The sequence below is a fragment of the uncultured Arthrobacter sp. genome (genome assembly GCF_902805515.1).
Taxonomy (GTDB): Bacteria; Actinomycetota; Actinomycetes; order Actinomycetales; family Micrococcaceae; genus Arthrobacter_D.
In genome coordinates, this window is record NZ_CADCTE010000038.1 from 1 (window position 1) to 16,284 (window position 16,284).

The 16,284-nt window shown below is 68.5% G+C and carries 21 protein-coding genes; 16 read left to right on the forward strand and 5 right to left on the reverse strand.

Annotated features, from left to right (window positions below; genetic code table 11):
• The 9 genes from QZX79_RS03055 to QZX79_RS03095 all read left to right on the forward strand — a co-directional run.
• The coding region (locus tag QZX79_RS03055; protein ID WP_294564456.1) for an Asp23/Gls24 family envelope stress response protein at positions 1-318 on the forward strand (318 nt) is incomplete at its 5' end.
• Between the two features lie 22 nt (positions 319-340).
• Positions 341-532 (forward strand): DUF2273 domain-containing protein, encoded by a 192-nt coding sequence (locus tag QZX79_RS03060; RefSeq protein ID WP_120165791.1) that lies wholly within the window; start codon positions 341-343, stop codon positions 530-532.
• Positions 529-918, forward strand: a complete 390-nt coding sequence (locus QZX79_RS03065) for a hypothetical protein (RefSeq protein ID WP_294564461.1) — start codon at positions 529-531, stop codon at positions 916-918. The genes QZX79_RS03060 and QZX79_RS03065 overlap by 4 nt, the downstream gene beginning before the upstream one ends.
• On the forward strand, positions 915-1,511 hold the full coding sequence (locus QZX79_RS03070; protein WP_294564464.1) for a DUF6286 domain-containing protein: 597 nt from the start codon (positions 915-917) through the stop codon (positions 1,509-1,511). The genes QZX79_RS03065 and QZX79_RS03070 overlap by 4 nt, the downstream gene beginning before the upstream one ends.
• Entirely contained in the window at positions 1,508-2,110 is a 603-nt protein-coding gene (locus QZX79_RS03075; protein WP_294564466.1) for a hypothetical protein, read from the forward strand. Before QZX79_RS03070 ends, QZX79_RS03075 begins: the two co-directional genes overlap by 4 nt.
• Before the next feature lie 270 nt (positions 2,111-2,380).
• A complete protein-coding gene (locus QZX79_RS03080; protein WP_294564467.1) occupies positions 2,381-3,730 on the forward strand; it encodes an ABC transporter substrate-binding protein in 1,350 nt (449 codons plus the stop codon).
• Between the two features lie 153 nt (positions 3,731-3,883).
• Entirely contained in the window at positions 3,884-4,849 is a 966-nt protein-coding gene (locus tag QZX79_RS03085; protein WP_294564473.1) for a carbohydrate ABC transporter permease, read from the forward strand.
• Positions 4,846-5,811 (forward strand): carbohydrate ABC transporter permease, encoded by a 966-nt coding sequence (locus QZX79_RS03090; protein WP_120165785.1) that lies wholly within the window; start codon positions 4,846-4,848, stop codon positions 5,809-5,811. The genes QZX79_RS03085 and QZX79_RS03090 overlap by 4 nt, the downstream gene beginning before the upstream one ends.
• Positions 5,812-5,816: 5 nt before the next feature.
• Positions 5,817-6,827 (forward strand): LacI family DNA-binding transcriptional regulator, encoded by a 1,011-nt coding sequence (locus QZX79_RS03095; protein ID WP_294564477.1) that lies wholly within the window; start codon positions 5,817-5,819, stop codon positions 6,825-6,827.
• A gap of 224 nt (positions 6,828-7,051) precedes the next feature.
• Here the strand turns inward: QZX79_RS03095 and QZX79_RS03100 are convergent, their stop codons facing one another.
• The 3 genes from QZX79_RS03100 to nadE are packed head-to-tail and all read right to left on the reverse strand — an operon-like array spanning position 7,052 to position 9,563.
• Complete coding sequence (locus QZX79_RS03100) at positions 7,052-7,906, reverse strand: hypothetical protein (RefSeq protein ID WP_246018979.1); 855 nt, start codon at positions 7,904-7,906, stop codon at positions 7,052-7,054.
• On the reverse strand, positions 7,903-8,712 hold the full coding sequence (locus tag QZX79_RS03105; protein WP_294564483.1) for an exodeoxyribonuclease III: 810 nt from the start codon (positions 8,710-8,712) through the stop codon (positions 7,903-7,905). The genes QZX79_RS03100 and QZX79_RS03105 overlap by 4 nt, the downstream gene beginning before the upstream one ends.
• 26 nt (positions 8,713-8,738) lie before the next feature.
• Complete coding sequence (gene nadE, locus QZX79_RS03110) at positions 8,739-9,563, reverse strand: ammonia-dependent NAD(+) synthetase (protein ID WP_294564485.1); 825 nt, start codon at positions 9,561-9,563, stop codon at positions 8,739-8,741.
• A gap of 180 nt (positions 9,564-9,743) precedes the next feature.
• Between nadE and pyrE the strand changes: the two genes are divergently transcribed.
• Positions 9,744-10,334, forward strand: a complete 591-nt coding sequence (pyrE, locus tag QZX79_RS03115; RefSeq protein WP_294564489.1) for an orotate phosphoribosyltransferase — start codon at positions 9,744-9,746, stop codon at positions 10,332-10,334.
• A gap of 69 nt (positions 10,335-10,403) precedes the next feature.
• Entirely contained in the window at positions 10,404-11,402 is a 999-nt protein-coding gene (locus QZX79_RS03120; protein ID WP_294564492.1) for a thioesterase domain-containing protein, read from the forward strand.
• 75 nt (positions 11,403-11,477) lie between these two features.
• Here the strand turns inward: QZX79_RS03120 and QZX79_RS03125 are convergent, their stop codons facing one another.
• On the reverse strand, positions 11,478-12,257 hold the full coding sequence (locus QZX79_RS03125) for an HAD-IIA family hydrolase (RefSeq protein WP_294564495.1): 780 nt from the start codon (positions 12,255-12,257) through the stop codon (positions 11,478-11,480).
• Positions 12,258-12,351: 94 nt separating this feature from the next.
• On the opposite strand from QZX79_RS03125, the gene QZX79_RS03130 reads away from it, so the two are divergent.
• The 4 genes from QZX79_RS03130 (at position 12,352) to QZX79_RS03145 (ending at position 14,948) form a co-directional block, all read left to right on the forward strand.
• Positions 12,352-13,011: a TrmH family RNA methyltransferase gene (locus QZX79_RS03130; protein ID WP_294564512.1), complete on the forward strand. Its 660-nt coding sequence runs from the start codon at positions 12,352-12,354 to the stop codon at positions 13,009-13,011.
• A 139-nt stretch (positions 13,012-13,150) separates the two neighbouring features.
• Positions 13,151-14,170, forward strand: coding sequence for a class II fructose-bisphosphate aldolase (gene fbaA, locus QZX79_RS03135; RefSeq protein ID WP_294564498.1), 1,020 nt, complete (start codon positions 13,151-13,153; stop codon positions 14,168-14,170).
• Between the two features lie 2 nt (positions 14,171-14,172).
• Positions 14,173-14,592 (forward strand): DUF3151 domain-containing protein, encoded by a 420-nt coding sequence (locus QZX79_RS03140; RefSeq protein ID WP_133404419.1) that lies wholly within the window; start codon positions 14,173-14,175, stop codon positions 14,590-14,592.
• Between the two features lie 149 nt (positions 14,593-14,741).
• Positions 14,742-14,948, forward strand: a complete 207-nt coding sequence (locus QZX79_RS03145) for a helix-turn-helix domain-containing protein (protein ID WP_246018982.1) — start codon at positions 14,742-14,744, stop codon at positions 14,946-14,948.
• Positions 14,949-15,028: 80 nt separating this feature from the next.
• Here the strand turns inward: QZX79_RS03145 and QZX79_RS03150 are convergent, their stop codons facing one another.
• On the reverse strand, positions 15,029-15,628 hold the full coding sequence (locus tag QZX79_RS03150) for a hypothetical protein (RefSeq protein ID WP_294564504.1): 600 nt from the start codon (positions 15,626-15,628) through the stop codon (positions 15,029-15,031).
• A gap of 158 nt (positions 15,629-15,786) precedes the next feature.
• Here QZX79_RS03150 and QZX79_RS03155 point away from each other — a divergent pair.
• Positions 15,787-16,284, forward strand: a 498-nt coding sequence (locus QZX79_RS03155) for an adenylosuccinate synthetase (protein ID WP_294564509.1), incomplete at its 3' end; no start/stop codon positions are given.

Below are 16,284 nucleotides of genomic sequence, written 5' to 3' on the forward strand. Positions count from 1 at the left end.
TACGCCCTCGGCGGCGGCGCGGGCCGGGCGCTGGGGGCGCTCCGCGACGCCGTCGGCGCGGCCGAACCGGTCCAGGGCGTCCGCGTCGAGGTCGGCCAGACCCAGGTCGCGGTCGATGTCAGCCTCGTCGCCGAGTACGGCTACCCGCTGCACCGGCTGGCCGACGCCGTCCGGGTGGCCGTGTACCAGGCCGTCAGCGACCTCGTCGGACTCGAGGTGATCGAGGTCAACGTCGAGGTCTGCGACGTGCACGTGCCGGGGCTGAACGACGTACGCTCCAGCGAAAAGACCCGAGCCATCGGCTCCTCCCAGCTCTGACCCGTCCAACGAAGGACCTTTCATGACACCGACAGTCACCGGTATGGCGGCCGGGGCAGTTCTCGCCTTCGCCGGCCTCGCCTTTGGATTCTGGGGCTTCCTGCTGACGGCCCTGCTGATGGGGGCCGGGGCGCTGCTGGGACGCAGCGCCGAAGGCAAGCTCGACTTCCGCGGCGTCCGGGATGCCCTCACCGGGCGCCGATCGTCTTCGTGAGCACCGCAGCGGTCCGCACGCCCGGGCCCGCGGCCTCCCCGCGGGTCGCCGGGCACAACCGGATCACCACCCAGGCCCTCGTCAGCACGGCTCAGGCCGCCGCGGCGGAGCACTTCGGGGTCCAGGCAGCCTCTGTCCGCGCGGTGTACACCGACGACGGCGGCCTGCTCGCCCTTGAGCTGTCACTGCCCGTGCCCATCCCGCCGCTGGCGCGTCTAGCCGCGGAGCCTTCCCTGTCCGCGCCGTCCGGCGGGTCGGTCCTCGAGCGGGCCCGGGAGGCGAAGGCCGGCATCCTGGCGGTGGTGGCCAGCCTCACCGGCACCCGCCTCAGCCGTGTCGATATCCGGATCATTGGGACGGCCTCGGTGCAGGGTAGGGTCCGATGAGCGGGATCGCCGGCTCCAACGACGGAGTGACGGCCCATGCCCTTCGGCGGGAACTCCATGCCTCCCGTGCCGTCCCCTCGGTCATCACGGGTGTCCTCGTCGCGGCCGCCTGCATCCTGCTGTTCCTTGAAGCGGTCCTGAAGGCGGTCGGGGACCCGCCGTTCCTGATCGACTTCGACGAGGTGGCCGCGGCGCTGGGCCGCCTGCCCGGCCTTGTGCCCGCGTCCGTCCTGGTTCCCGCCGGCCTGCTGGTGTTCATTCTGGGCCTGGTCCTTGCCCTCGCGGCCGTCCTTCCGGGCCGTCGGGCCCGCTTTGCGGTGCCCAACGCCAGGGCCGCCGTGGTGGTCGATTCGGAGATCCTTGCCGCGACACTGGCCCGGCGCGCCCGCCTGGCCGCCGGCGTCGGCCCCGAGCAGGTCCTGGTCACCGTGGGGCGGCGCCGGGTCGAGGTCTCCGTGCGCCCGACCTCCGGTATCCCGGTGGACGCCGAGGCGGTGCGGCAGGCCGTCGAGGAGGATCTTCGTGGCACGGTCGCCGAGCCGTTCCCCACCGTTCAGGTGGCTATCGCCCCGAGCGGGGTGATCGGGCAGTGAATTCGACCCCCCGCGCACTCAACCGGATCCTGCTGGCGCTGTTCGGCCTGGCGCTCATGGCCATCGGGGCCGCCGCGGCGGCCGCCGCGCTGATCCCTGAGGCCGCCCGGACCTGGCGGGCCGTCTCCTCCAGCGCCGCGGCCGGAATCCGCTCGCTCGGAGTGCGCGGCGGCGAGGACTGGCTGTGGGTCCTGCTGGCCCTCGTGTTCCTGCTGCTGGCCACGCTGATGATCATCTGGCTGGCCGTGCAGGGGCGGGGGAGGACCGGCGACTTCATCCAGGACCGCGGGCAGGAGCCCGGGGAGGCCGCCGGAACGGTCACCATCACCGCGGCTGCGGCCGAGCAGGCGCTCAAGGTGGCGCTGCAGGACCGGCGCGACCTCGTGAACGCCGCGGTGACGACCTGGCGCTTCCGGGGCGCCTCCGCGCTGCGCATCCGGGTCTATCCGCGGCAGGGAGCCGCCCCCGCACGGGTTGCGGAGGAGGTCGCGGCGCTCGTCGAGGCGCTCGACGTCGTCCTGGGCCACCGGGCACCGGTGCTGATCAGCATCAGCGCCGGCGCCCGCGCCCGCTTCACCCACGCCGACCGGGTCAGCTGAGCCAGCCCCCGTCCCGCCGTCGTCCGGCCGCCGTTCCGCCGTGCGACCGTGGCCGGTTCCCCAGCCGGTGGGGCACCTGAGATCTGAGTGACTAGAGTCACGATTCGGTATCGAAGGGGTGCCCAAGGTCACCCTGCCTTGCAGCGGTTCTACGTAAGCGCTTACTCTCGGGGGTATCAATCTGGTGAGGCGGCGGCACGGTTGGTTTCAGGGTCCGAGGGTGGACCCGGAGCACACCGATGCGTGCTGCCAGACAAAGGAGTCTCTTTAATGCCACAGTTTCGCACCAAGAAAGCGCTGGCGCCGCTTGCGGCTCTGAGCGTCCTGACGCTCGCCCTCTCCGCCTGCGGATCCGGCGGATCCAATGAAGCCGGCGGCGGCGGAGATGCCGACTGCTCCCTCTACGAGGCCTACGGAGACCACGAAGGCACCGAGGTCAGTGTCTACTCCACGATCGTCGACGTCGAGGCAGAGCTGCTCGAAAACTCCTGGGCCGACTTCGCCGAATGCACCGGCATCGAGGTCGCCTACGAAGGGTCGAAGGAATTCGAAACCCAGATCGGCGTGCGCGCCAAGGCCGGCAACCCGCCGGACCTCGCCATCTTCCCGCAGCCGGGCCTGCTCGCCTCCCAGGCGGGCAACTTGAAGCCCGCGCCCCAGGAGGTGTCCGACCTCGTTGACGAAGGCTGGTCCGAGGACTGGAAGAAGTACGGCACGGTCGACGGAACCTTCTACGCCGCCCCCATGCTCGCGAACATCAAGGGCTACGTCTGGTACGTCCCGGCCACCTTCGAAGAGAAGGGCTGGGAAGTTCCCAAGACCTGGGACGAGATGATGGAGCTGACCGAGAAGATCGCCAGCGAAGAAAAGGAAATGAAGCCCTGGTGCGCCGGCTTCGAATCCGGTGAGGCAACCGGCTGGCCGGGAACCGACTGGGTCGAGGACGCAGTGCTCCGCGATCACGGCCCCGAGGTCTATGACCAGTGGGTCGCCCACGAAATTCCGTTCAACGACCCGAAGATCGTCGAGTCCTTCGACAAGGTCGGGGAGATCCTCAAGAACGACGACTACGTCAACGGCGGCTTCGGCGACTCGCGCTCCATCCTTTCGACGGCCTTCGCCGAGGCCGGCCAGCCCGTCCTCGACGGCGCCTGCGCCATGCACCACCAGGCCTCCTTCCAGGCAGCCAACTGGCCCGAAGGCACCGAGGTGGCCGAGGACGGCGACGTCTGGGCATTCATGACCCCTCCCGTGGACCCCGCCGATGGCACCGCCATCACCGGTGGCGGCGAAATGGTCGGCGCCTACTCGGACAAGCCCGAGGTCGTTGCCCTGCAGTCGTACATGGCGAGCGCCGAGTTCGCCAACGCCCGCGTTGAGCAGGGCGGTGCGATCAGCGCCAACAAGGGACTCGATCCCGAGCTCGCTGGATCGGACCTCGACCGCCAGTCGATCGAGCTGCTCCAGGATCCCGAAACGGTCTTCCGCTTCGACGCCTCCGACCTCATGCCCGGTGCCGTCGGCGCCAACTCCTTCTGGAGCGGCATTGTGAACTGGATCAACGGCGACGAGACCAAGAAGGTCACCGACTCGGTCGAAAGCAGCTGGCCCAGCTCGTAGTTCGATGCATCTAACGCCGCCGGCCGATCCCGCAGGGAGGGCCGGCGGCGTTAGTGCCCTCCGGCACCGCGCCGGCTGCCGCACACGTGCGCATGCCCCCGCGCCCGGACCGTTCATCGTTTCATCCACCAGGCGCACCAAGGAGGCTGGGCTGTGGAAGATATAGCAGAAAAAGGTTTACAGGTGGTGGTGGCTCTCGCCATCTTCGCCGCCATCATCGGCGTGATCATGCTCATCGTCGACCGGGCACCGAAATCGGCCCGGGAAAAGGTCCAGATTGCCGGGTTCCTCGCCCCGGCCCTGGTCCTGCTCGCGGTCGGGCTGGTGTACCCGGCACTGCAGACGACCTACCTCTCGTTCACCAACGCGGCCGGGAAGTTCATCGGCCTCGACAACTTCGTGTGGATGTTCACCCAGCCCGAGGCCCTGATCACCCTGCGCAACACCGTCATCTGGGTGGTCCTGGTGCCCCTGCTCGCCTCGTCGATCGGGCTCGCCTACGCAGTCTTCATTGACAAGGCCCGCGGCGAGAAGGCGCTCAAGGCGCTGGTGTTCATGCCCATGGCCATCTCCTTCGTGGGTGCCGGCGTCATCTGGCGCTTCGTCTACGCCTACAAGGGTGCCGAGGCGGACCAGATCGGCCTGGTCAACCAGATCCTCGTCTGGTTCGGGCAGACTCCCAAGCAGTTCCTCCTCGACGCCCCCGAGAACACCTTCTTCCTGATCGCCGTGATGATCTGGATCCAGACCGGGTTCGCCATGGTGGTGCTCTCCGCGGCGATCAAGGGCATCCCCACCGAAATCATTGAGGCCGCCCGCCTCGACGGCGCCAGCGCGTGGCAGCAGTTCCGCAACGTCACGATCCCGACCATCCGCGGCTCCCTGATCGTCGTCGTCACCACCATCACCATCGGCACCCTCAAGGTGTTCGACATCGTGCGCACCATGACCGCCGGTCAGTACGAAACCTCGGTCGTCGCCAATGAGATGTACACCCAGGCGTTCCGCGCCGGCGAGCCCGGCCGCGGTGCCGCCCTCGCGCTGGTCCTGTTCCTGATGGTCCTGCCCGTCGTCGTCTACAACGCGCGGCTGCTCCGCCAGCAGAAGGAGATCCGATGAGCGCCATCCCCGCCGAGAACACCAACAAGGTCTTCCCGGAACTGCAGGACATTGAGACGTCGGAACGCCCGCCGATCCAGCGGCGGGTCCGCCAGCGGCTGACCTCCCGGGGCGCGACGGCGGCCGCCGTCATCATCGCCGTCATCTGGACGATTCCGACCTTCGGCCTGTTCGTCTCCTCCTTCCGCCCCGAGGACAACATCAAGGGCAACGGCTGGTGGAACGTCTTCACGGACTGGCAGTTCACCCTCGCCAACTACGAGGACGTCCTGGCTCCGGGCGGAAGCCAGTCGCCGAACCTCGGCTCCTACTTCGTGAACTCCCTGGCCATCGTCATTCCCGGGACCATCTTCACCCTGGTCATCGGAGCCATGGCGGCGTACATGTTCGCGTGGGGCAAGTTCCGCGGCAAGGACGGACTGTTCATCTTCGTCTTCGCCCTGCAGATCGTGCCGCTGCAGATGGCACTGATCCCGCTCCTGCAGCTCTTCACCCAGGTCCTGAAGATCGGAGACCTGCAGCTGTTCCCCAGCGGCACCTACGCCCAGCTCTGGGTCGCCCACACCATCTTCGGGCTCCCGCTGGCCATCTTCCTGCTCCACAACTTCATCGCGGAAATCCCCGGCGAGGTGATCGAAGCGGCGAGGGTCGACGGCGCCGGGCACAGCACCATCTTCTGGCGGATCATCATCCCCCTGGCCACACCGGCGCTCGCCTCATTCGGGATCTTCCAGTTCCTGTGGTTGTGGAACGACCTGCTGGTCGCGCTGGTCTTTTCCGGCGGCGGCGCCGACGTCGCGCCGATCACCCAGCGGCTCGCCGAGCTCCAGGGTTCCCGCGGCGGCGAGTGGCAGCGGCTTACGGCCGGTGCGTTCGTCTCGATCCTCATTCCGCTGGCGGTCTTCTTCGGGCTGCAGAGGTACTTCGTCCGTGGGCTGCTGGCGGGTGGCCTCAAGGGGTAACTCCGGTGACGAGCATCGAAGATGTTGCGAAGTCGCTGGGGGTCTCCACCGCAACGGTCTCGCGCGCCCTTCGGGGACTGCCCGGGGTCTCGCCGAGCACCCGCTCCCGCGTGGAGCAGGAGGCGCAGCACCTCGGGTACGTCCCGTCGTCGGCGGCAGCAGGGCTGGCCTCGGGGCGCACCATGGCCCTGGGGGTCCTGCTGCCGCAGATCGAGCGGTGGTACTTCTCGGCCGTCCTTGAGGGGGTTGACCGGCGGCTGCGGGCGGCGGGCTACGACCTGGTGCTGTTCAGCCTCGGCGGGTCCGGCGTCAACCGGGGGAGGGTGTTCCACCGCTCCATCCTGCGCAAGCGCATCGACGGACTGCTGGTGCTCTGCCTTGAGCTGACCGACTCCGAGCGCTCCTCGCTCCTGGAGCTCGAATCGCCCACCATGGTGGTGGGCGGCGCGGTCGAGGGCGTACGCCATGTGGGCATCGACGACGGCGCCGCGGCCCGCGACGCCGTCGAACACCTCATCGGCCTCGGGCACACCCGCATCGGGCACCTGCGCGGCGGAGGGTCGTTCGGCATCGACTTCCAGGTTCCGCGGATCCGCGAAACGGCCTACCGGCGCACCATGGCCGACCACGGCCTCGTGATCCATCCGGAGTGGGAGGTCTTCGGCGACTTCCGGTTCAAGGAAGGCCTCGCCGGCGCCCTGCAGATGCTCGCCGATCCCGGGAACCGGCCGACGGCGGTCTTCTGTTCCTCCGACGAGATGGCCTTTGGGGTGCTGCGGGCGGCCGTGGAACTGGGCATCGACGTGCCGGGCGAGCTTTCGGTGATCGGTATCGACGACCACGAGTTCTCCGACCCCATGGGCCTGACCACCATCCGGCAGAGTCCCGTCGAGCAGGGCGACTTCGCGGCGGGCATCCTCCTGGACGAACTCCGCGGCCAGCCCGCGGCCGACGTCATTCCGGTCCAGCCGCACCAGCTGATCGTTCGCGGCTCCACGGGGCCTGTTCCGCGCTGACGTGTTTCTGCCGCAGTCCGTCCTGCCCACTGGTCAGGGCCGGTCGGTGGGCATGTCCGGACATGCCCACCGGTCAGGGCTGGTCGGTGGGCACATCTGCCGGCTGGGGTGGTTCTGCCCACTGGTCAAGGCCAGTCAGTGGGCAGATTGGATCGGCGGCGCGGGCCGGCGGGCTGTCCAGTGGACAGACGTTCAAACCCAGGCGGTGGAGGGGGTCGCTGCCGTCAGGAGGCGCGCGCGAGCTGCCGGATCGGAATCCAGCGCGAGGCCAGCCTGCGGTAGGACGCGGCTGCCCCGGTCATGTCCGCCTCGGCGAGGCTTTCGATCCCGATCCGCACATCGTGCGGCGACTCATCGGGGAACACCCGGTCGGCGACGGCACCGTAGTCGATCTCCACGATGGCGTCCCGGCGGAACACCTCGAGCCACTGCGTGAGCTCGGTGAGCTCCTCGAGCAGGTCCAGTTCGGGGGCGCCGATGGCGAGCTGCGCGATGGCGTGCCGGGCACGGTCGATGCATTCGTGCACCCGCGCCGAGATGCGGACGGTGCTCACCCTGCCGTTGTCCTCGATGACCTCCGTCAGGTCGTCCTCGTGGATGAGGACGAACCAGGCGAAGGGCACGCCCCAGGTGGCCGAGCGGGTGTGGAGCTTCGCCACGGAATCCGCGAAGGTGTCCGGGTCGAGCCGGGCCTGCTGGGCCTCGCGGGCCGCCTCGGGCACGAGGACGTCGACGAGCGGGCCCCGCAGGGTCGCATCGAGGGACTCGGCGGCGAGGGTGGTGCGGACCGAAAGCTGGTTCGGGCAGTAGTAGGGGGTGGTGCTGCCGCTGTTCCCGGGGAAGTGGAGGACCCGGACCAGGTCCGGTTCGTGGTGCGGGAACGGGTCAGACACGGTGCGGGTCACCCGGCGCAGCGACTGCTCGTAGTCGAGCTGCTCGGTGATGCGGCGTCCGCGCGAGCGCTGTTCGAGGATGGCGAGCTGCTGGGCGTCGTCGAACGCGTCGAGGGGCTCGTACACCCGCAGGAACGAGACGTACGGAAACGGCCGGGCGATTCCGGTGGGGCGGCGGCGGGTCACTGTCCGTCGAGCTCCACGATCACGGGCGCGTGGTCCGAGGCGCCCTTGCCCTTGCGTTCCTCCCGGTCGATCGAGGCAGTGGCGACCCGCGCGGCGAGGGCGGGGGAGCCGAGCACGAAGTCGATCCTCATGCCCTCCTTCTTCGGGAAGCGCAGCTGTGTGTAGTCCCAGTAGGTGTAGACGCCGGGCCCGGGGGTAAAGGGGCGGGCCACGTCGGCGAAGCCGGCGTCGAGGAACCCCTGGAAGGCGCTGCGTTCGGGCGGGCTGACGTGGGTGTGGCCGCCGTTGACGAAGAAGTCGATGTCCCACACGTCCTCGTCCTGCGGGGCGATGTTCCAGTCGCCCATGAGGGCGATCTGGGCCTCCGGGTTGGCGGTCACCCACTCCTTCGCGTGCTGGCGGAGCACATCGAGCCACTGGAGCTTGTAGGGCATGTGCGGGTCGTCGAGGGAGCGGCCGTTGGGCACGTAGAGGCTCCAGACGCGGATCCCGTTGCAGGTCGCGCCGATGGCGCGGGCCTCCTGGACGGGCTCAATCCCTGGCTTGGCGAAGGCCGGCTGGCCCGGAAAGGTGCGTTCGACGTCGTCGAGCCCCACCCGCGAGGCGATGGCCACGCCGTTCCACTGGCTCAGCCCGAAGTGGGCCACCTCGTAGCCGGCGTTCTCGAACATCTCCCACGGGAAGTTCTCGTCCTTGCACTTGGTCTCCTGGATGGCCAGGACGTCGATGTCGGAGCGGCCGAGCCACGCCTCGACTCGGTCGGCGCGGGCACGGAGGGAGTTGACGTTCCAGGTGGCGATCTTCACGGGCACTAGGTTATCAACGGGTTGCTTCAGCCCCGCCACCAGGAATCAAAAAGGGTGACCGGCACGGTGCGTTTGTGGCGGGTGATCCAGTAACGGTGTTCAATGGCCGCCGCGGCCGCCTCGGCGACCTCGCGCCCCTCGAGGTAGTCATCGATCTGGTCGTACGTCAGGCCGAGTTCCTTCTCGTCCGCCTGGCCGGGCGCGTCGTCGAGGAGGTCGGCCGTCGGAACCTTGTTGTAGAGCGCCTCGGGGGCACCGAGTTCCTTCAGGAGTGCCCGGTTCTGGCGCTTGTTCAGCCCAAACAGCGGCAGGATGTCGGCGCCGCCGTCGCCGTACTTGGTGAAGAAGCCGGTGACGGACTCCGCGCCGTGGTCGGTGCCGAGGACCAGGAGGTTGTGCTGGCCGGCGAGGGCGTACTGGGCCACCATCCGGGCGCGGGCCTTGATGTTGCCCTTGTTGAAGTCCGAAATCTTCTCGCCGGTGGTCTTCACATACTCGTCCTGGAAGCCGTCGACGGCGGGCGCGACGTTGTACTCGCGGGTGCTGCGCGGTTCGATGAACGCGAGGGCGGCCTGGGCGTCCTCCTCGTCCTTCTGGGCGTTGTAGGGCAGGCGGACGGCGATGAAGTCGGCGTCTTCGCCATCGGCGCGCAGCTCGTCCACGGCGAGCTGGGCGAGCCTGCCGGCGAGGGTCGAGTCGAGCCCGCCGCTGATGCCGAGGACGAACCCGTTCGTTCGGCTCGCCCGGAGGTAGTCCTTGAGGAACCCGACCCGCGTCCGGATTTCCCCCGCGGGGTCGATGGTGGGGCGCACGCCCATTTCCTCGATGATCTTCGCCTGAAGTTCGCGCATGCGCTCAGGCTACTACGCGCAGGTTTCGGGGGCGTTACGCGGGGGCGGTGCGGGTGCCGCGAGCGTGGGCGGGCGCTCGGATGCATGCAGACAGAGGAAGTTCGCCCGGTGTCCCGGGCGAGGAGATCCGGCCCTCCCGGGCCGGGAGCAGCGGTCCCGGGGACTCGATAGACTCGGTCCATGACCGCCGACATCTCATCCGCCGACACCTCAGCACCCGCCGCCGACCGCGCCCGGCTCCTCGAACTCATCAAGGAACTCGCCGTGGTGCACGAAAAGGTGACGCTCTCAAGCGGGGTCGAGGCCGACTACTACATCGACCTGCGCCGGATCACCCTCCACCACGAGGCCTCCCAGCTCGTCGGGCGCGTCATGCTCCGGCTCCTGGACGACGCAGGAATCGAATTCCAGAGCGCGGGCGGGCTCACCATGGGCGCGGATCCGGTGGGAACCGCCCTCATGCACGCCGCGGCTCAGACCGGGCGCCCCGTTGACGCCTTCGTCGTCCGGAAGACCTCGAAGACCCACGGCATGGGACGCCAGGTCGAGGGGCCCGACGTCGCCGGCAGGCCCGTGGTCGTCCTTGAGGACACCTCGACCACCGGGGGATCGGCGTTGACCGCCGTCGAGGGCGTCCGGAAGGCCGGCGGAGACGTGCGGGCAGTCGCCGTCATTGTCGACCGGAACACCGGTTCACGGGAGCGGATCGAAGCCGAAGCGCGGGTCCCCTACCTCTACGCCTTCGGTAAGGAAGAACTCGGCCTCGGCTGAGGTGCCGGCAGCTGCCGGCGGAAGTGCGGAGGGACGACATTCGGAGAGACGGGAGGCGATTGATCCGCCATGGATGATGCCCGCCGCCTGCTGGGCGACGCGAGTGAGGTCGGTGCCTTTTCCCGCAGGGCGTTCCTGACCGGGTCCTCGCTCGGCCTGGCGCTCGCCGCGGACCTCGTCCTCACCCGCAGGATCCAGCAGGAACGGGAGAACCTTCGCCTGCTCCCGGTGCCCGACGACGGCGCCCGGGCCGCCTTCCCGCACTCCCGCTGGGTGCTTTTTCCCGGCTACAAGACCAGCTGGGAGGAGGCCCTGTGGATCCTGAACTCGCTGCGGCCCACGCTGTCACGGCGGGCGCAGATGGCCACCGTGGGGTACTCGAACCGCGGGCTGGACGTGAGCAATATCGTCGCGGAACTGAACCGGTACGTGCGGAACTTCCAGCTTGAAAAGCTCTACTTCTACGGTCACAGCTTCGGCGGGATGGTCGCCGTCGAGGTCGCGGCCCGGCTCGCCGACCGCGGCATCCCCGTCGAGCTGATCGTGCTCGACTCGAGCCCCCACACGAAGTTCGACGTGCTCGAACAGGAGATGTTCGAGGGCGTGGTGTTCCTGTACGAGGCCGGATACCGCATCCCCACCGTGGTGCGGGGCGGGTACGAACTCGGTGAGCGCATCGTCCACAAGAACGAACGCACGTGGCGCAAGATCATCGACCAGACCTTCGAGCAGCTCTCGCCGCTGGCGCCCAGCAGCGTCCTGATCCAGTCGCAGGCGTCCTACATCTACCACTTCGACCCGACGCGGTTCCGGAACGCCCTGGGTGCCACGCAGCTGGCGTTCCTAGGGAATCCGCATGACACCGTGGTCAACTACGGCACGGCACGGGCCGGCTGGGCCGAGATCTTCCCGAGGAACCTCATCCTGAGCGACCTGGTGACCGAAGGGGCCCGCCCGGCCCACGCGAGCCCGCAGTGGAACCCGCTGACCTACCGCCCACTGCTGCAGCAGGTTCAGGAGCAACTGATTCCACTGCCCCGCGGCGGCGGCCGCGCCACAGTGACCTGACCTGCGGCAACCTGTGCCGGCCTGACCGCGGCTCCCGGCCCGGAGGGTGTCGACTCCCTACAAGGTTTCGACTTCCTAGAAGGTGTCGACCAGGTCGGCGACCGAGTTGATCACCTGGTCCGGCCGGAAGGGATAGGCGTCGATGTCTGCACGCTGGGTGATCCCGCTGAGGACGAGGACCGTGTGGAGGCCCGCTTCCATGCCGGCGATGATGTCGGTGTCCATCCGGTCGCCGATCATTGCGGTGGTCTCCGAGTGCGCCTCGATCTGGTTCATGGCCGAACGGAACATCATCGGGTTGGGCTTTCCCACGATGTAGGGGTCCCGGTTCGTCGCCGCGGTGATCAGCGCCGCGATCGCGCCGGTGGCGGGAAGCACGCCCTCCTTGGACGGGCCGGTGACGTCGGGGTTGGTCGCGATGAACCGCGCCCCGTCGAGGATCAGCCGGATGGCCATGGTGATGGCCTCGAACGAATAGGTGCGGGTCTCCCCGAGCACCACGTAGTCGGGGTTCGTGTCGGTGAGTACGAAGCCGGCCTCGTGAAGGGCCGTCGTGAGGCCGGCCTCACCGATCACGTAGGCGCGGGCGCCCGGCAGCTGGCCCTTGAGGAATTCGGCGGTAGCCATCGCCGAGGTCCACAGGTTCTCCTCGGGAATCTCAAGGCCCGACGCCGCAAGCCGTGCCGCGAGGTCGCGCGGGGTGTAGATGGAGTTGTTCGTCAGCACGAGGAAGCGCTTCGAGGTGGCGACCCAGCGCTCGATCAGCTCCGCGGCGCCGGGAATCGGATGGTTCTCGTGAACCAGTACGCCGTCCATGTCCGTCAGCCAGCACTCAATGTAGTCGTTGTTGCGCATCTGCTTCCTTCGGTGGGCCGGGCGGGGAATCCGGGTCAGTCTTTCACCTTAGGCTTGAGAGGTGAAAAATCGAGGCGAAAACGACGACGCCGCCCTGCAGGGGCCCGGGCAGGACACCCCGCCGGCAGGGGCCACGGACGCTGGCGCACCGGTGGGCGTGGGGCCCTGGGAGGGTGAACTGCCCTCGGGCCCGCAGTGGGATCCGGAGCTGCTCGAAGCGGGGGACGCCCGCAACGTGGTTGACGCCTACCGGTACTGGAACCACGAGGCGATCGTCGCCGACCTCGACACCCGCCGGCACCCGTTCCACGTCGCCATCGAGAACTGGCAGCACGACCTGAACATCGGCTCGGTGGTCCGCACCGCGAACGCCTTCCTCGCCGCCGAGGTGCACATCATCGGGCGGCGCCGCTGGAACCGCCGGGGCGCCATGGTGACCGACCGCTACCAGCATGTCCGCCACCATCCGACGGTCGAGGACTTCGTGGCCTGGGCGGAGGCCGAGGGCCTGGCGGTCATCGGCATCGACAACTTCCCCGATTCGGTGCCGCTCGAGACCTACGACCTGCCCGAGCGGTGCGTCCTGGTGTTCGGGCAGGAGGGGCCGGGGCTCACCCCGGAGGTCCACGCCGCGGCCGAGGCGACCCTCTCCATCGCCCAGTTCGGCTCAACGCGGTCGATCAACGCTTCGGCTGCCGCGGCCATCGCCATGCACGGCTGGATCCGCAGGCACGTGTTCGACCAGCGGATCTAGGGGCAGGAGGCCTGAGCGCAGGCCGAAGGGCACTGTGCCGATTAGCCCTGCGGGGGCACGGGCGGATGGCTAGGATGGGAACGACCGCACAGGGTGCTTTCCGCCCGGCGTCCACGAACCCAGCTACAAGGAGTCGACCATGCCCATCGCCACACCCGAAATCTACGCCGACATGATCGACCGCGCGAAGGCCGGTGGCTTCGCGTACCCGGCGGTGAACGTCACCTCGTCGCAGACCCTCAACGCCGCCATGCGCGGCTTCGCCGAGGCGGGTTCCGACGGCATCGTTCAGGTTTCGACGGGCGGGGCGGCCTACTGGTCCGGGGCCAGCGTGAAGGACATGGTTGCAGGCGCCCGGGGCTTCGCGGCCTTCGCCCACGAAGTGGCGAAGAAGTACGACGTCAACATCGCCCTCCACACCGACCACTGCCCCAAGGACAAGCTCGACGATTTCGTGCTGCCGCTCCTTGCGGCCTCCGAGGAAGCGGTCAAGGCCGGCGGCAACCCGCTGTTCCAGTCGCACATGTGGGACGGCTCCGCCGAGACCCTCGAGGAGAACCTTCGGATCGCCCGCGAGATCCTGCCCCGGGCGGCTGCCGCCGGGATCATCCTCGAGGTGGAGATCGGCACCGTCGGCGGTGAGGAGGACGGCGTCGAGAACGCCATCAACGACAAGCTCTACACCACGGTCGAGGACGCCCTGGCCACTGTCGACGCCTTGGGCTCCGGCGAGCACGGGCGCTACATCACCGCCCTCACCTTCGGCAACGTCCACGGCGTCTACAAGCCCGGTGGAGTTAAGCTGCGCCCGGAGATCCTCAAGGACATCCAGCAGCAGGTCGGCTCCAAGCTCGGCAAGGACAAGCCGTTCGACCTGGTCTTCCACGGCGGCTCCGGCTCGAGCGAGCAGGAGATCGCCGACGCGGTGTCGTACGGGGTCATTAAGATGAATATCGACACCGACACCCAGTACGCGTTCACCCGCTCCGTGGCGGACCACATGCTGCGCAACTACGACGGCGTCCTGAAGGTCGACGGCGAAGTGGGCAACAAGAAGGTGTACGACCCCCGCGTCTGGGGCGCCTCGGCCGAAGCGGCCCTCGCCGCCCGCGTCGTCGAAGCGGCCAAGTCCCTGGGCTCGGCAGGAAAGAAGCTCTAGAGATGTCAGACGAATTCCGCAAGAACCTGCTTGGGCCCGAGCCGACGTACCTGCCCGAGGAACCCGAGGTCGAGGCCCGGCTGAAGGCGGGCGACGAGGCGGTGGACCTGGCGGCGAAGCACCCGACATCGTCGCTGGTGTGGGCCATCCTCGCCGACGAGGCCTACGCCGAGGGCCGCACCATCGAGTCCTACGCCTACGCCCGCACCGGCTACCACCGGGGCCTTGACGCGCTGCGCCGCAACGGCTGGCGCGGCGCCGGACCGGTGCCGTACTCCCACGGGCCCAATCGCGGCTTCCTGAGGTCCCTCTACGCCCTGGGGCGGGCCGCGGCATCGATCGGTGAGATCGAGGAAGCGGAGCGGATTGCGGTGTTCCTGCGGGAGTCCGACCCCGAGGCAAGCGCCCAGCTCGGGTCCTGATTCCACCGGCGCGCACCCGCTCCACCGCACTACTCGTCTTTGCTGTAGCGGGAAACGAGTAGCGCGATCCCTTGTGAGCCCTCCACTGGAACCAACACAGTTAAGGGAGTCGCCAAAGTGGCGGCTGGGTTTGTGGAAGCGGGTGTGCCGTGGCGGACAACAAGACAATTCCAACTCACCTTTTCACCGTGTCGGAGGTGGCCTCGATGATGCGGGTCTCCAAGATGACGGTCTACCGGCTGGTGCAGTCGGGGGCGATTCACGGGATCCGTTTCGGGCGTTCCTACCGGGTCCCTGAGGACGCAGTGCAGCAGTATCTGGATGCGATGAATCCGGAGCGCCGCTCCGTCGGATAACCCTTTCGCGGGGGCAGCGGCCCGCGTGTCCCGCATGGTTGAGCCGGGGTGGTCGAGCTGGGGTGGTCGACCACCCCGGCTCAGCCGGGGTGCGAAATGGTCGTCACTACGCTGACGATCTGGGGCGCCGCAGGGGCGGAGCTGAAGCCGAACCGGACCGCAGGTTTCAGCGGTGCGAGCGGCCCCAGGTCCGCCCCGTGGAGTTCGGCCGATACGGCCGTGATGCCCCGGGCGGAGGTGACTCCGTAGTACTCGCGGCGGCCGTTGCCGGCCGAGCCTGCGGTGCGGACCCCCGGCAGGAGAAGTGCCGCCGCCGGTGAAATCAGTGCGAGCCACCGCGGACTCGTGGCGAGGGCCCGGGGGACCAGTCCAAGCAGCCGTCCAAGCGGGGTGGGTGCTCCCAGATCGGCGCTGAGATGCAGGCCGCCGGCTTCGACCGTGAGGTGCGAGGCGGACAGCGTTGAGAAGACCGGGACCACCCGGACCTCGTCGAAGGAGTAGGTCGACCCGACGTAGGCGGCGATGTCCTCCGCGGGGGCCAGCAGGGTCCGGACGCCGCCGGCGTCCTCCATCATGACGTCGGTGAAGGCGCCGAAGGGCGACTCGTCCCACCGTCCCACCACCAGCCGGGTGCCCGAGGCGGTGCCGATGCCGGCGATATGTCCTGTGAATCGGTCCATTGCACCATTGTGCAGCGCCGTTACCGCGCGCTCGGCTAAACTTGGGACGTAAGAGCCCCTGATGCGGCCGGGAACGGGCGCATGTCCGGGGGCATTCTCATGACGGCAGCGGCTGCACCCTAACCGCGCACCGCGCCGCCACAATGGGGGAGGATCCCATGCCTGCGATTGTGATTGTCGGAGCCCAGTGGGGCGATGAAGGAAAAGGCAAGGCCACCGACCTGCTCGGCAGCCGTGTCGACTACGTGGTCAAGCCCAACGGAGGCAACAACGCCGGGCACACCGTGGTCGTCGGAGGCGAGAAGTACGAGCTGAAGCTCCTTCCCGCCGGCATTCTCAGCCCGAACGCCATCCCCATCATCGGCAACGGCTGCGTGATCAACCTCGAGGCGCTGTTCGACGAGATCGACGGACTCGAGGCGCGGGGTGCCGACACCTCCAAGCTGCGGATTTCGGCCAACGCGCACCTCGTCGCCCCGTACCACCAGGTGCTCGACAAGGTGACCGAGCGTTTCCTGGGCAAGCGCGCCATCGGCACGACCGGCCGCGGCATCGGCCCCGCCTACATGGACAAGGTCGCCCGGCTCGGCCTGCGCGTCCAGGACGTCTTCGACGAGTCGATCCTGCGCCAGAAGGTCGAAGGCTCCCTGAAAAAA